Source organism: Salmonella sp. SAL04157, from assembly GCF_046551635.1.
Lineage (GTDB): Bacteria > Pseudomonadota > Gammaproteobacteria > Enterobacterales > Enterobacteriaceae > Salmonella > Salmonella enterica.
Genome location: NZ_JBGDVS010000004.1, coordinates 138271 through 153538, shown reverse-complemented (window position 1 = coordinate 153538; position 15268 = coordinate 138271). Strand labels below are relative to the sequence as shown.

The following is a 15268-nucleotide window of genomic DNA, read 5'->3' as shown; positions in this document are numbered from 1 at the left end:
CTTAGATGTTAACGATTTTAACCCATGCCGACATAAAGGTTATGGTTTGTACAATTTACACAAGGGGCAATTGTGAAACTGGATGAAATCGCTCGGCTGGCCGGTGTCTCGCGCACAACTGCAAGCTACGTTATAAACGGTAAAGCAAAGCAATACCGCGTGAGCGACAAAACCGTAGAAAAAGTCATGGCGGTAGTGCGTGAGCACAATTACCATCCTAACGCTGTGGCTGCCGGGCTGCGTGCTGGACGCACACGTTCCATTGGTCTGGTGATCCCGGACCTTGAAAACACGAGCTACACCCGTATCGCAAACTATCTTGAGCGCCAGGCACGCCAGCGTGGCTACCAACTGCTGATCGCCTGTTCTGAAGATCAGCCGGATAACGAAATGCGCTGCATTGAGCACCTTTTGCAACGCCAGGTGGATGCAATCATTGTTTCAACTTCGTTACCGCCGGAGCATCCCTTCTATCAGCGCTGGGCCAACGATCCGTTCCCCATCGTCGCGCTCGACCGCGCGCTGGATCGCGAACATTTCACCAGCGTGGTCGGCGCCGATCAGGATGATGCCGAGATGTTGGCGGAAGAGCTGCGTAAATTCCCGGCGGAAACGGTGCTTTATTTGGGCGCGCTGCCGGAGTTGTCCGTCAGTTTCCTGCGCGAGCAGGGGTTCCGCACCGCATGGAAAGACGATCCGCGGGAGGTGAATTTCTTATATGCCAACAGCTATGAGCGCGAAGCCGCCGCGCAGCTGTTTGAGAAATGGCTGGAAACGCATCCTATGCCGCAGGCGCTCTTTACGACATCGTTCGCGCTATTACAGGGCGTGATGGACGTTACGCTGCGGCGCGATGGAAAACTGCCCTCGGATTTGGCGATTGCGACCTTCGGCGATCATGAGCTGCTGGATTTTCTGCAATGCCCGGTACTGGCGGTGGCGCAGCGTCATCGTGATGTCGCGGAACGCGTGCTGGAGATTGTGCTGGCAAGTCTTGATGAACCGCGTAAACCGAAACCTGGCTTAACGCGTATTCGGCGAAACCTGTATCGTCGCGGCATTCTGAGCCGTAGCTAAAGGACCGGCGGTAAAAGACTCTCTCTTCTGCCGCCGTCAAACAAATGCGTATCAGTAAAAATATCCCTTAAATAATTAAGATTATTCCTTAAAATTATCCGAAAATTCTTTTTTATTACCTTTCTTTTGTCCGAAATCGTCCATATTCCACTAATTAAGACGTAACGAGTCTTTTCCTTTGTCTTGTTTTGTTACAAGCAGGCAAGAAATCGTCGAATTAACAGCCACTTTTTGTCTTTGGCGCGACAGTCGCTCGTAGGCGCTGGTATAGCAGGCGCTGCACACGTTAAACAGGCACTGTTAACACGGTGCAATATGTCCTAAAATGCCGCTCGCGTCGCAAACTGACACTTTATATTTTTCTCGGATTATATTGAGTCCGTTTTAAACGGCGGTGGGTCTTTGGTTTTTTTCTTACAAATATTCATAACGTTAATTTGGCTTGCGCGCTGGACGGAAATTAATCAACGCAGATATTCGCCGTAAACATTGGCTTTTTTACTTCGGTAAGCGTTGTGACTTGCTTGACAAGCTTTTCCTCCGCTCCGTAAACTCCTTCGAGTGGGAATTTGTGGGATAAAGTGGTAAGAAGGGGTGAGACTGGCATGTTCCGGGGGGCAACGTTAGTCAATCTCGACAGTAAAGGGCGCCTGACCGTGCCGACCCGTTATCGGGAGCAACTGATCGAGAGCGCTACCGGTCAAATGGTATGTACCATTGACATCCATCACCCATGCCTGCTGCTTTACCCCCTGCCTGAATGGGAAATTATTGAGCAAAAGTTATCTCGTCTGTCGAGCATGAACCCGGTAGAACGTCGCGTACAGCGTTTACTGTTGGGCCATGCCAGCGAATGTCAGATGGATGGTGCAGGTCGATTACTGATCGCGCCAGTTCTGCGGCAACATGCCGGACTGACGAAAGAAGTGATGCTGGTTGGACAGTTCAACAAATTTGAGCTGTGGGATGAAACGACCTGGTATCAACAGGTCAAGGAAGATATCGACGCTGAACAGTCAGCTACCGAAACGTTATCGGAGCGGCTGCAGGACTTGTCTCTATAAGATGATGGAAAATTTTAAACACACTACGGTACTGTTGGATGAAGCCGTTAATGGGCTGAATATTCGTCCGGATGGTATCTATATTGATGGCACATTTGGTCGCGGCGGCCACTCGCGCCTGATCCTCTCGCAACTGGGCGAAGAGGGGCGCTTGCTGGCGATCGATCGCGATCCGCAGGCGATCGCCGTTGCGCAGACCATTAATGATCCTCGCTTCTCCATCATTCATGGACCTTTTTCCGCGTTGGCTGATTATGTAGCCGAGCGCGAGCTTACCGGCAAGATTGACGGGATCCTTCTCGATCTTGGCGTCTCTTCTCCGCAGCTTGACGATGCGGAGCGCGGTTTTTCATTTATGCGCGACGGTCCGCTGGATATGCGAATGGACCCGACGCGCGGCCAGTCTGCCGCCGAGTGGTTACAAACGGCGGAGGAAGCGGATATCGCCTGGGTGCTGAAAACATTCGGCGAGGAGCGTTTTGCCAAACGTATTGCTCGCGCCATTGTTGAGCGCAATCGCGAACAGCCGATGACCCGCACCAAAGAGCTGGCGGAAGTGGTTGCGGCGGCGACCCCGGTAAAAGACAAATTCAAACATCCCGCGACCCGTACCTTCCAGGCGGTGCGCATCTGGGTAAACAGTGAACTGGAGGAGATAGAGCAGGCGCTAAAAAGCTCGCTCAGCGTACTGGCCCCAGGCGGGCGGCTTTCAATCATCAGTTTCCACTCGCTGGAAGACCGTATTGTGAAACGCTTTATGCGTGAGCAAAGCCGCGGTCCGCAGATACCGGCGGGATTACCGATGACGGAAGCGCAGCTCAAAAAACTGGGCGGTCGTGAGTTACGAGCGTTAGGCAAGTTGATGCCGGGTGAAAAAGAGGTAGCTGAAAATCCTCGGGCCCGTAGTTCAGTTCTGCGTATCGCAGAGAGGACGAACGCATGATCAGCAGAGTGACAGAAGCCCTAAGCAAAGTGAAGGGATCGATAGGAAGCAACGAGCGCCATGCCTTGCCTGGCGTGATCGGTGACGATCTTTTGCGGTTCGGGAAGCTGCCACTCTGCTTGTTCATTTGCATCATTTTAACGGCGGTGACGGTGGTCACGACGGCGCACCATACTCGTTTACTCACCGCGCAGCGTGAACAACTGGTTCTGGAGCGCGATGCATTGGACATTGAATGGCGCAACCTGATCCTTGAAGAAAATGCGCTCGGCGATCACAGCCGGGTGGAGCGGATCGCAACGGAAAAGCTGCAAATGCAGCATGTTGATCCGTCCCAAGAAAATATCGTAGTGCAAAAATAAGGATAAACGCGACGCATGAAAGCAGCGGCAAAAACGCAAAAATCGAAGCGCCAGGAAGAACAGACCAACTTCATCAGTTGGCGTTTTGCGTTGCTGTGCGGCTGTATTTTATTGGCGCTGGTTTTTTTACTTGGACGCGCGGCGTGGCTACAGATTATCGCCCCGGATATGCTGGTGCGTCAGGGCGATATGCGTTCGCTGCGTGTTCAGGAAGTCTCCACCTCACGCGGTATGATTACCGACCGTTCCGGGCGTCCACTGGCGGTCAGCGTACCGGTTAAGGCGATCTGGGCCGACCCGAAAGAAGTTCATGACGCCGGCGGCATCAGCGTCGGCGATCGCTGGAAAGCGCTTTCTACTGCGCTCAATATTCCGCTCGATCAGCTCTCTGCCCGTATCAACGCCAACCCGAAAGGGCGTTTTATTTATCTGGCGCGCCAGGTAAATCCTGACATGGCGGACTACATCAAAAAACTCAAACTACCGGGCATTCATTTGCGTGAAGAGTCCCGCCGCTACTACCCGTCAGGAGAAGTAACCGCTCACCTCATCGGTTTTACCAACGTCGACAGTCAGGGGATTGAAGGCGTTGAAAAGAGCTTTGATAAGTGGCTTACCGGTCAGCCTGGCGAGCGAATCGTGCGTAAAGACCGCTATGGTCGCGTGATTGAGGATATCTCCTCCACTGACAGTCAGGCAGCGCACAACCTGGCGTTAAGCATTGATGAACGCTTACAGGCGCTGGTTTACCGCGAACTGAACAACGCGGTGGCGTTTAACAAGGCGGAATCCGGTAGCGCGGTGCTGGTCGATGTCAATACCGGTGAAGTACTGGCGATGGCGAATAGCCCTTCCTATAACCCCAACAACCTTGCCGGTACGCCGAAAGACGCGATGCGTAACCGTACCATCACCGACGTGTTTGAACCGGGTTCTACGGTTAAGCCGATGGTGGTGATGACTGCGCTTCAGCGCGGTATCGTCAACGAAAATACGGTGTTGAATACCGTTCCATACCGAATTAACGGCCACGAAATTAAAGACGTGGCGCGCTACAGCGAATTAACCCTGACCGGGGTTCTGCAGAAGTCGAGTAACGTCGGCGTATCCAAACTGGCGTTAGCGATGCCGTCCTCAGCGTTAGTAGATACTTACTCACGTTTTGGGCTAGGAAAGGCGACCAATTTGGGGTTGGTCGGAGAACGCAGTGGCTTATATCCTCAAAAACAACGGTGGTCCGACATAGAGAGGGCCACCTTCTCTTTCGGCTACGGGCTAATGGTAACGCCGTTACAGTTAGCGCGAGTCTATGCAACGATCGGCAGCTATGGCATTTATCGCCCGCTGTCGATTACCAAAGTTGATCCGCCTGTACCCGGCGAACGCATCTTCCCTGAATCCACCGTACGCACCGTGGTGCATATGATGGAAAGTGTGGCGCTGCCGGGCGGCGGCGGCGTGAAGGCGGCAATTAAAGGCTACCGTATCGCTATCAAAACCGGTACGGCGAAAAAAGTGGGGCCGGACGGTCGCTACATCAACAAATACATTGCTTACACCGCAGGCGTCGCGCCTGCGAGTCAGCCGCGCTTCGCGCTGGTGGTTGTCATCAACGATCCGCAGGCGGGTAAATACTACGGCGGCGCCGTTTCCGCGCCGGTATTTGGTGCCATCATGGGCGGCGTTCTGCGCACCATGAACATCGAACCGGACGCGCTGACAACGGGCGAAAAAAATGAATTCGTAATTAATCAAGGCGAGGGAACAGGTGGCAGATCGTAATTTGCGCGACCTTCTTGCTCCGTGGGTGGCTGGACTACCCGCGCGAGAACTGCGAGAGATGACGCTCGACAGCCGTGTGGCTGCGGCGGGCGATCTCTTTGTGGCAGTGGTGGGTCATCAGGCGGACGGGCGTCGATATATCCCGCAGGCGATAGCGCAAGGCGTAGCTGCCATTATTGCAGAGGCGAAAGACGAGGCGAGCGACGGTGAGATTCGCGAAATGCACGGCGTACCGGTCGTCTATCTCAGCCAGCTCAATGAGCGTTTATCTGCGCTGGCGGGCCGCTTTTACCATGAGCCATCTGAAAACATGCGTCTGGTGGCGGTGACCGGGACCAATGGCAAGACCACCACCACCCAACTACTGGCGCAGTGGAGCCAGTTGCTCGGCGAAACCAGCGCAGTGATGGGGACGGTAGGTAACGGACTGTTGGGTAAAGTGATCCCGACGGAGAACACAACCGGTTCCGCTGTGGATGTTCAGCATGTGCTGGCCAGCCTGGTTGCGCAGGGCGCGACCTTCGGCGCGATGGAAGTCTCTTCTCACGGCCTGGTGCAGCATCGCGTGGCGGCGCTGAAATTTGCCGCCTCCGTGTTTACTAATTTGAGCCGCGACCATCTCGACTATCATGGCGATATGGCGCATTACGAGGCGGCAAAATGGATGCTTTATTCCACCCACCATCACGGTCAGGCAATCGTCAACGCCGATGATGAAGTTGGACGCCGCTGGCTGGCGTCGCTACCCGATGCGGTCGCGGTATCAATGGAAGGGCATATCAACCCTAACTGTCACGGTCGTTGGCTGAAAGCGGAGGCGGTGGAGTACCACGACCGCGGAGCGACGATTCGTTTTGCTTCAAGCTGGGGTGACGGCGAAATCGAAAGCCGCCTGATGGGCGCGTTTAACGTCAGCAACTTACTGCTGGCATTGGCGACGCTGCTGGCGCTGGGCTATCCGTTAACGGATTTGCTGAAAACCGCCGCGCGTTTGCAGCCGGTTTGCGGGCGTATGGAAGTGTTCACTGCGCCAGGCAAACCGACGGTGGTGGTGGATTACGCGCACACGCCGGATGCGCTGGAAAAAGCGTTGCAGGCGGCGCGCCTGCACTGCGCCGGAAAATTGTGGTGCGTCTTTGGCTGTGGCGGGGATCGTGACAAAGGTAAGCGCCCACTCATGGGGGCCATTGCCGAAGAATTCGCGGATATCGTCGTGGTGACTGACGATAACCCGCGTACCGAGGAGCCGCGCGCCATTATCAACGATATTCTGGCCGGAATGCTGGACGCCGGGCAGGTCAGGGTAATGGAAGGCCGCGCTGAGGCGGTAACCAATGCCATTATGCAGGCAAAAGACAATGACGTCGTGCTGATTGCAGGTAAAGGGCACGAGGATTACCAGATTGTCGGCACGCAGCGTCTTGATTATTCAGACCGCGTGACCGCAGCGCGTTTGCTGGGGGTGATCGCATGATTAGCGTAACGCTCAGCAAAATTGCCGATGTCCTTGGCGCCGAACACCGCGGGGCGGATCTCACGCTCGATACGGTCATTACCGACACACGGAAAGTGACGCCGGGATGCCTGTTCGTGGCGCTGAAAGGGGAACGCTTTGATGCGCATGATTTTGCTGATAAAGCAAAAGCGAACGGCGCTGGCGCCCTGCTGGTCAGTCGTCCTCTGGATATCGATCTTCCGCAGGTGATTGTAAAAGACACGCGTCAGGCATTTGGCCAACTGGCCGCCTGGGTACGTATGCAGGTACCGGCGCGGGTGGTTGCGTTAACCGGTTCGTCCGGCAAAACCTCGGTCAAAGAGATGACCGCCGCGATTCTTAGCCAGTGCGGAAATACTTTGTATACCGCAGGCAATTTTAACAACGACATCGGCGTGCCGATAACGCTGCTGCGCTTAAACCATGATTATGACTATGCGGTGATCGAGTTAGGCGCTAATCACCAGGGAGAAATCGCCTGGACCGTTAGCCTGACGCGCCCGGAAGCGGCGCTGGTCAATAACCTGGCGGCGGCGCATCTGGAAGGTTTCGGCTCGCTGGCCGGCGTGGCGAAAGCGAAAGGCGAAATCTATACCGGTTTGCCTGAGAACGGTATCGCGATTATGAATGCCGATAATAATGACTGGCTGAACTGGCAAAGCATTATTGGCGATCGTCAGGTGTGGCGCTTTTCGCCGAATGCGGCAAACAGCGACTTTACCGCTGCGAATATCCACGTGACGTCACACGGTACCGAATTTACCCTGCAAACGCCGATGGGCAGCATTGATGTGCTGCTGCCGTTGCCGGGGCGGCACAATATTGCCAACGCGCTGGCGGCCGCTGCTTTATCAATGGCGGTGGGGGCGACGCTGACGGCGGTTAAAGCAGGGCTGGCGGCGTTAAAAGCTGTACCCGGGCGTCTGTTCCCGATTCAGCTAAGTGAAAACCAACTGGTACTGGATGACGCTTATAACGCCAACGTCGGTTCGATGACCGCCGCAGTGCAGGTCCTTTCTGAAATGCCCGGCTACCGCGTGTTGGTGGTAGGCGATATGGCCGAGCTGGGCGCAGAAAGCGAAGCGTGCCACATCCAGGTTGGCGAGGCCGCAAAAGCGGCGGGTATTGATCGCGTGTTAAGCACCGGAAAACTCAGTCAGGCTATCAGCCACGCCAGCGGCGTCGGCGAACATTTTGCCGATAAAGCCGCGCTCATTGCGCGTTTACACGCTCTGCTTCAGGAGCAACCAATGATGACTATTTTAGTGAAAGGATCACGCAGCGCCGCGATGGAAGATGTGGTTCATGCGTTACAGGAGAAAGGTTCATGTTAGTTTGGCTGGCCGAGCATTTGGTCAAATATTATTCCGGCTTTAACGTCTTTTCTTATCTGACGTTTCGCGCCATCGTCAGCCTGTTGACCGCGCTGTTCATCTCTTTATGGATGGGCCCGCGTATGATCGCTCGTCTGCAAAAACTCTCTTTTGGCCAGGTGGTACGTAACGATGGCCCGGAATCGCACTTCAGTAAACGCGGTACGCCGACGATGGGCGGCATCATGATCCTGACGGCGATTGTGATTTCCGTTCTGTTATGGGCTTACCCGTCTAACCCGTACGTCTGGTGCGTGCTGGTGGTATTGATTGGCTACGGCATTATCGGTTTTGTCGATGACTACCGCAAAGTGGTGCGGAAAGATACCAAAGGGCTGATTGCGCGCTGGAAATATTTCTGGATGTCGGTTATCGCGCTCGGCGTGGCCTTTGCGCTTTATCTCGTCGGGAAAGACACGCCCGCGACCCAACTGGTGGTGCCGTTCTTTAAAGATGTTATGCCGCAATTGGGGCTGTTTTACATTTTGCTGTCCTACTTTGTCATCGTCGGTACGGGTAACGCCGTAAACCTGACCGACGGGCTTGATGGTCTGGCGATTATGCCGACTGTTTTCGTTGCCGCCGGCTTTGCGCTGGTGGCCTGGGCGACCGGGAACATGAACTTCGCCAATTACCTGCATATTCCGTATTTACGCCATGCGGGGGAGCTGGTGATTGTCTGTACGGCGATTGTCGGCGCGGGATTAGGATTCTTGTGGTTTAACACTTATCCGGCGCAGGTTTTTATGGGCGATGTCGGATCGCTGGCGTTGGGCGGCGCGTTGGGCATTATCGCCGTGCTGCTGCGTCAGGAATTTCTGCTGGTGATCATGGGCGGCGTCTTTGTGGTGGAAACTCTGTCGGTCATCCTGCAGGTGGGTTCCTTTAAACTACGCGGACAGCGTATTTTCCGTATGGCGCCTATCCATCACCACTATGAACTGAAAGGCTGGCCGGAACCGCGCGTGATTGTGCGCTTCTGGATTATTTCGCTGATGCTGGTGCTGATTGGCCTGGCAACGCTGAAGGTACGTTAATCATGGCTGATTACCAGGACAAAAACGTCGTCATTATCGGTCTGGGCTTAACCGGACTCTCTTGCGTGGACTTTTTTCTCGCCCGCGGCGTGACGCCGCGGGTGATGGATACTCGCGTGACGCCGCCGGGTCTGGATAAGCTGCCGCAAGATGTTGAGCGTCACGTTGGCGGCCTGAACGACGAGTGGCTCTTAGCGGCGGATTTAATCGTCGCCAGCCCTGGTATTGCTCTGGCGCATCCCTCTCTTAGCGCTGCCGCCAGCGCTGGAGTGGAAATTGTCGGCGATATCGAACTGTTTTGCCGCGAAGCGCAGGCGCCGATTGTGGCTATCACCGGCTCAAACGGCAAAAGCACCGTGACCACCTTAGTGGGCGAGATGGCGAAGGCGGCGGGCGTCAATGTCGGTGTTGGCGGCAATATCGGTCTTCCGGCGCTGATGCTGCTGGATGCCGATCGCGAATTGTACGTGCTGGAATTATCCAGTTTCCAACTGGAAACCACGTCAAGTTTGCAAGCGGCGGCGGCAACGGTGCTCAACGTCACTGAAGATCATATGGACCGGTATCCGTTTGGTTTGCAACAGTACCGGGCGGCGAAACTGCGCGTCTACGAGAAGGCGAAAGTGTGCGTAGTGAATGCCGATGACGCGTTGACGATGCCGGTTCGCGGGGCCGATGAACGATGCGTCAGCTTTGGCGTCAATATGGGTGATTATCACCTTAATCGTCAGCAGGGCGAAACCTGGCTGCGAGTCAAAGGCGAGAAGGTGCTGAACGTGAAAGAGATGAAGCTTTCCGGTCAGCATAACTATACCAATGCGTTAGCGGCGCTGGCGCTGGCGGATGCCGTAGGTCTGCCGCGCGCCAGCAGTTTGAAGGCGTTGACGACATTTACCGGTCTGGCGCATCGCTTCCAGCTGGCGTTGGAGCATAACGGCGTACGTTGGATCAACGACTCGAAAGCGACCAACGTCGGCAGTACCGAAGCGGCGCTAAACGGTTTGCATGTGGACGGTACGCTGCATCTGCTGCTGGGCGGCGACGGTAAGTCGGCAGACTTTTCTCCGCTGGCGCGCTATCTGACCGGCGATCGTATCCGCCTGTATTGCTTTGGGCGCGATGGCGCGCAGCTTGCCGCGCTGCGTCCGGAAATCGCCCAACAGACTGAGACGATGGAAGAGGCGATGCGTTTGCTGGCGCCGCGCGTTCAGCCGGGTGATATGGTGCTGCTGTCGCCCGCCTGCGCCAGCCTCGATCAGTTTAAAAATTTTGAGCAACGGGGCGATGTCTTTACCCGTCTGGCGAAGGAGTTAGGTTGATGCGTTTATCTCTCCCCCGTCTGAGAATGCCGCGCGTACCAGGCTTTGGCCTCCTGGCCTGGCTGTTTGCGGCGCTTAAAGGCTGGGTGATGGCTTCGCGCGATAAAGACGCCGACAGTCTGATCATGTATGACCGTACGCTGCTATGGCTGACCTTCGGGCTGGCGGCGATTGGTTTTGTCATGGTGACGTCGGCCTCCATGCCAGTCGGGCAGCGCCTGGCGAACGATCCGTTTTTGTTTGCCAAACGTGATGCGCTCTATATCTTCCTGGCATTTTGTCTGGCGATGGTCACGCTACGTTTGCCCATGACCTTCTGGCAAAAATACAGCACGACGATGCTGATAGCGTCGATCATTATGCTGCTTATCGTGCTGGTCGTCGGGAGCTCGGTTAACGGGGCGTCGCGCTGGATTGCGCTGGGGCCGCTGCGTATTCAGCCTGCGGAGTTTACCAAGCTGTCGCTGTTCTGCTACCTCGCGAACTATCTGGTGCGTAAGGTTGATGAGGTGCGAAATAACCTGCGCGGCTTTTTAAAACCAATGGGCGTGATTCTGGTGCTGGCGGTGTTACTGCTGGCGCAACCTGACCTCGGGACGGTGGTCGTACTGTTTGTCACCACGCTGGCGATGCTGTTTCTCGCCGGGGCGAAATTATGGCAGTTCATCGCCATTATCGGGATGGGCATCTCGGCGGTGATTCTGTTAATCCTCGCCGAACCGTATCGTATTCGCCGCGTTACCTCGTTCTGGAATCCCTGGGAAGATCCGTTCGGCAGCGGTTATCAGCTGACGCAGTCGCTGATGGCTTTTGGTCGCGGTGAGATATGGGGGCAAGGGCTGGGGAATTCGGTGCAGAAACTGGAGTATTTGCCGGAGGCGCACACCGATTTCATCTTCGCCATTATTGGGGAAGAACTGGGTTATATCGGTGTGGTATTGGCGCTTTTAATGGTATTCTTCGTCGCTTTTCGCGCGATGTCGATTGGCCGTAAGGCATTGGAGATTGACCACCGTTTTTCCGGATTTTTAGCGTGTTCTATCGGTATCTGGTTTAGTTTCCAGGCGCTGGTAAACGTTGGCGCGGCCGCGGGGATGCTGCCGACCAAAGGTCTTACGTTGCCGCTGATCAGTTATGGCGGGTCGAGTCTGTTGATTATGTCGACGGCCATTATGTTTTTATTACGTATTGATTATGAAACGCGTCTGGAAAAAGCGCAGGCGTTTACACGAGGTTCTCGATGAGTGGTCAACCGAAGCGGTTAATGGTGATGGCGGGCGGTACCGGCGGGCACGTGTTCCCGGGACTGGCCGTTGCGCATCATTTAATGGCCCAGGGCTGGCAGGTTCGCTGGCTGGGTACCGCCGATCGTATGGAAGCGGATTTAGTGCCGAAGCATGGCATCGACATTGACTTTATTCGGATCTCCGGTCTGCGCGGTAAAGGCGTAAAAGCGCTTCTGGCGGCGCCGCTGCGGATTTTTAACGCCTGGCGGCAGGCGAGGGCGATCATGAAGCGGTTTAAGCCGGATGTCGTACTGGGAATGGGCGGTTATGTTTCCGGCCCCGGCGGTCTTGCTGCCTGGTCATTGGGTATTCCGGTCGTTTTGCATGAGCAAAACGGTATCGCCGGACTAACCAATCAGTGGCTGGCCAAAATCGCGACCACGGTGATGCAGGCGTTTCCCGGTGCGTTCCCGAACGCGGAAGTGGTGGGTAACCCGGTGCGTACCGACGTACTGGCGTTGCCGTTGCCGCAGGTGCGTCTGGCCGGTCGTGACGGTCCGATTCGCGTGTTGGTGGTCGGCGGTTCTCAGGGGGCGCGAGTCCTGAACCAGACGATGCCGCAGGTTGCCGCCAGACTGGGCGATACGGTTACAATCTGGCATCAAAGCGGAAAAGGCGCGCAGCTCACGGTAGAGCAGGCATATGCCGGGGCGGGACAACCGCAACATAAGGTAACGGAATTTATCGATGACATGGCCGCCGCCTATGCGTGGGCGGATGTGGTGGTATGTCGTTCCGGCGCTTTAACGGTGAGCGAGATCGCCGCCGCCGGATTACCGGCGATATTCGTGCCGTTTCAGCATAAAGACAGGCAGCAGTACTGGAATGCGCTGCCGTTAGAAAACGCCGGCGCAGCTAAGATTTTTGAGCAGCCGCAGTTTACTGTAGAGGCTGTCGCCGACACCCTGGCGGGGTGGTCGCGCGAGGCGTTGTTAACCATGGCGGAGCGTGCCCGCGCGGTATCCATTCCGGATGCTACCGAACGCGTCGCCAGTGAAGTCAGCCGGGTTGCCCGGACATAATTTGTGGCGGTGCCTTTTGCATCGCAGGGTTTTTCTACCCTCAATAATTTGGGTTGCAGGCAAGCCAACGCATCTGCAATTTGAAGTATGGCGGGTATTGGAGTTAATGGCGTAAAGAATGAATACACAACAACTGGCAAAACTGCGTTCCATCGTGCCCGAAATGCGTCGCGTTCGGCACATTCACTTTGTCGGCATCGGTGGTGCTGGTATGGGCGGTATTGCCGAAGTTCTGGCCAATGAAGGGTATCAGATCAGTGGTTCCGATTTAGCGCCGAATCCGGTGACCCAGCAGTTGACGAGCCTGGGGGCGACGATTTTCTTTAATCATCGTCCGGAAAATGTGCGTGATGCCAGCGTGGTCGTCGTTTCCAGCGCAATTTCCGCGGATAACCCGGAAATTGTCGCGGCGCATGAAGCGCGTATTCCGGTTATTCGCCGTGCGGAAATGCTGGCGGAACTGATGCGTTTTCGCCACGGCATCGCCATTGCCGGGACGCACGGAAAAACCACAACGACCGCGATGGTGTCCAGTATTTATGCCGAAGCGGGGCTGGACCCGACTTTCGTGAATGGCGGACTGGTGAAAGCCGCAGGCGTTCATGCGCGTCTGGGCCATAGTCGTTACCTGATTGCCGAGGCAGATGAGAGCGACGCATCCTTCCTGCATTTGCAGCCGATGGTCGCGATCGTCACCAACATCGAAGCCGACCATATGGATACCTATCATGGCGACTTTGAAAATTTAAAGCAGACGTTTATTAACTTCCTGCATAACCTGCCGTTCTACGGTCGCGCGGTAATGTGCGTCGACGATCCGGTCATCCGCGAGCTGCTGCCGCGGGTGGGGCGTCAGACCACGACGTATGGCTTTAGCGAGGATGCTGACGTCCGCGTAGAAGATTATCAGCAGATAGGGCCGCAGGGGCACTTTACGCTGTTGCGCCAGGGAATGCCGGATCTGCATGTCACATTGAATGCGCCGGGTCGCCACAATGCCCTGAATGCCGCTGCGGCAGTGGCGGTAGCGACCGAAGAAGGCATCGCCGATGACGCTATCCTGCGCGCGCTGGAAAGCTTCCAGGGGACCGGGCGTCGTTTTGACTTCCTCGGCGAGTTCCCGCTTGAGCCGGTGAATGGTAAAGCCGGGACGGCGATGCTGGTGGATGACTATGGCCATCATCCGACCGAAGTAGACGCCACCATTAAAGCTGCGCGAGCAGGGTGGCCGGATAAAAACCTGGTGATGCTGTTTCAGCCGCACCGTTACACGCGCACGCGCGATCTGTATGACGATTTCGCCAATGTGCTGACCCAGGTTGATGCGCTGCTGATGCTGGACGTTTACCCGGCGGGCGAAGCGCCGATTCCGGGCGCGGATAGCCGCTCTTTATGTCGCACGATTCGTAATCGGGGAAAAATTGACCCAATTCTGGTTTCCGATCCGGCTCAGGTTGCGACAATGTTAGCGCCGGTGCTGACGGGTAACGACTTGATATTAGTGCAAGGCGCAGGAAATGTTGGCAAAATTGCGCGTTACTTATCTGAAATCAAGCTGAAGCCGCAAATCCAGGAGGAAGAGCAACATGGCTGATAAAATCGCGGTCCTGTTGGGCGGAACCTCTGCGGAGCGGGACGTTTCGTTAAATTCCGGCGCGGCAGTGTTGGCCGGGTTACGTGAAGGCGGCATTAATGCGCATCCCGTCGATCCGCAAGAGGTCGATGTCGCGCAGCTTAAAGCAATGGGCTTTCAGAAGGCCTTTATTGCGTTGCATGGCCGCGGCGGTGAAGATGGCACCTTACAGGGAATGCTTGAGCTGCTCGGCCTGCCTTATACCGGTAGCGGCGTGATGGCCTCGGCGCTTTCAATGGATAAACTGCGCAGTAAATTGCTGTGGCAGGGCGCGGGCTTACCGGTTGCGCCGTGGGTCGCGCTGACGCGCGCTGAGTTTGAAAAAGGCCTTAGCGAAGAACAAAAAGCGCGAATTTCGGCGCTGGGTTTACCGCTGATCGTCAAACCCAGCCGTGAAGGCTCCAGCGTCGGTATGACGAAAGTAGTAGAAGAAAATGCTTTACAGGGTGCGTTATCATTGGCTTTTCAGCATGATGACGAAATACTGATTGAGAAATGGCTGTGCGGTCCGGAATTTACGGTGGCGATAGTTGGCGAAGAAATTTTACCGTCAATTCGTATCCAACCGGCAGGAACCTTCTATGATTATGAGGCGAAGTATCTCTCTGATGAGACTCAGTATTTCTGCCCTGCTGGTTTAGAAGCGTCCCAGGAAGCCGCGCTACAGTCTCTCGTCCTGCAGGCATGGAAAGCTTTAGGCTGCACGGGATGGGGGCGTATTGACGTCATGCTGGACAGCGATGGTCAGTTTTATCTGCTGGAAGCCAATACATCTCCGGGGATGACCAGCCATAGTCTGGTGCCGATGGCGGCGCGTCAGGCGGGAATGAGCTTCTCGCAGTTAGTGGTACGAATTCTGGAGTTGGCGGACTGAT

General features: G+C 55.6%; 13 protein-coding genes. All 13 read left to right on the top strand.

The annotated features are described in order from the left end of the window. The first annotated feature begins 72 nt into the window (after positions 1 to 72). Entirely contained in the window at positions 73 to 1077 is a 1005-nt protein-coding gene (gene cra / locus ACLJRE_RS10515) for a catabolite repressor/activator (RefSeq protein WP_000762406.1), read from the top strand. Positions 1078 to 1682: 605 nt separating this feature from the next. Further along, positions 1683 to 2141 carry a division/cell wall cluster transcriptional repressor MraZ gene (gene mraZ / locus ACLJRE_RS10510; RefSeq protein ID WP_000488294.1) on the top strand — a complete coding sequence of 153 codons (459 nt, stop codon included), beginning with the start codon at positions 1683 to 1685 and terminating at the stop codon, positions 2139 to 2141. Between the two features lies 1 nt (position 2142). Beyond that, positions 2143 to 3084 (top strand): 16S rRNA (cytosine(1402)-N(4))-methyltransferase RsmH, encoded by a 942-nt coding sequence (gene rsmH / locus ACLJRE_RS10505; protein WP_000970443.1) that lies wholly within the window; start codon positions 2143 to 2145, stop codon positions 3082 to 3084. Then, positions 3081 to 3446 (top strand): cell division protein FtsL, encoded by a 366-nt coding sequence (ftsL, locus tag ACLJRE_RS10500; RefSeq protein ID WP_000625651.1) that lies wholly within the window; start codon positions 3081 to 3083, stop codon positions 3444 to 3446. Before rsmH ends, ftsL begins: the two co-directional genes overlap by 4 nt. 15 nt (positions 3447 to 3461) lie before the next feature. Beyond that, positions 3462 to 5228, top strand: coding sequence for a peptidoglycan glycosyltransferase FtsI (ftsI, locus tag ACLJRE_RS10495; protein ID WP_000642236.1), 1767 nt, complete (start codon positions 3462 to 3464; stop codon positions 5226 to 5228). After that, positions 5215 to 6702 (top strand): UDP-N-acetylmuramoyl-L-alanyl-D-glutamate--2,6-diaminopimelate ligase, encoded by a 1488-nt coding sequence (gene murE / locus ACLJRE_RS10490; RefSeq protein ID WP_000775071.1) that lies wholly within the window; start codon positions 5215 to 5217, stop codon positions 6700 to 6702. The genes ftsI and murE overlap by 14 nt, the downstream gene beginning before the upstream one ends. Continuing rightward, positions 6699 to 8057, top strand: coding sequence for a UDP-N-acetylmuramoyl-tripeptide--D-alanyl-D-alanine ligase (gene murF, locus ACLJRE_RS10485; protein WP_000626639.1), 1359 nt, complete (start codon positions 6699 to 6701; stop codon positions 8055 to 8057). Before murE ends, murF begins: the two co-directional genes overlap by 4 nt. Next, complete coding sequence (gene mraY / locus ACLJRE_RS10480) at positions 8051 to 9133, top strand: phospho-N-acetylmuramoyl-pentapeptide-transferase (RefSeq protein ID WP_000964138.1); 1083 nt, start codon at positions 8051 to 8053, stop codon at positions 9131 to 9133. Before murF ends, mraY begins: the two co-directional genes overlap by 7 nt. 2 nt (positions 9134 to 9135) lie before the next feature. After that, positions 9136 to 10452: a UDP-N-acetylmuramoyl-L-alanine--D-glutamate ligase gene (gene murD / locus ACLJRE_RS10475; RefSeq protein ID WP_000796438.1), complete on the top strand. Its 1317-nt coding sequence runs from the start codon at positions 9136 to 9138 to the stop codon at positions 10450 to 10452. Continuing rightward, entirely contained in the window at positions 10452 to 11696 is a 1245-nt protein-coding gene (gene ftsW / locus ACLJRE_RS10470) for a cell division protein FtsW (protein ID WP_001239803.1), read from the top strand. Before murD ends, ftsW begins: the two co-directional genes overlap by 1 nt. Further along, complete coding sequence (gene murG, locus ACLJRE_RS10465) at positions 11693 to 12760, top strand: undecaprenyldiphospho-muramoylpentapeptide beta-N-acetylglucosaminyltransferase (protein WP_000016613.1); 1068 nt, start codon at positions 11693 to 11695, stop codon at positions 12758 to 12760. The genes ftsW and murG overlap by 4 nt, the downstream gene beginning before the upstream one ends. Before the next feature lie 118 nt (positions 12761 to 12878). After that, positions 12879 to 14354, top strand: a complete 1476-nt coding sequence (gene murC / locus ACLJRE_RS10460; RefSeq protein ID WP_001096070.1) for a UDP-N-acetylmuramate--L-alanine ligase — start codon at positions 12879 to 12881, stop codon at positions 14352 to 14354. After that, positions 14347 to 15267 carry a D-alanine--D-alanine ligase gene (locus ACLJRE_RS10455; protein ID WP_000763904.1) on the top strand — a complete coding sequence of 307 codons (921 nt, stop codon included), beginning with the start codon at positions 14347 to 14349 and terminating at the stop codon, positions 15265 to 15267. Before murC ends, ACLJRE_RS10455 begins: the two co-directional genes overlap by 8 nt. Position 15268: the final 1 nt, after the last annotated feature.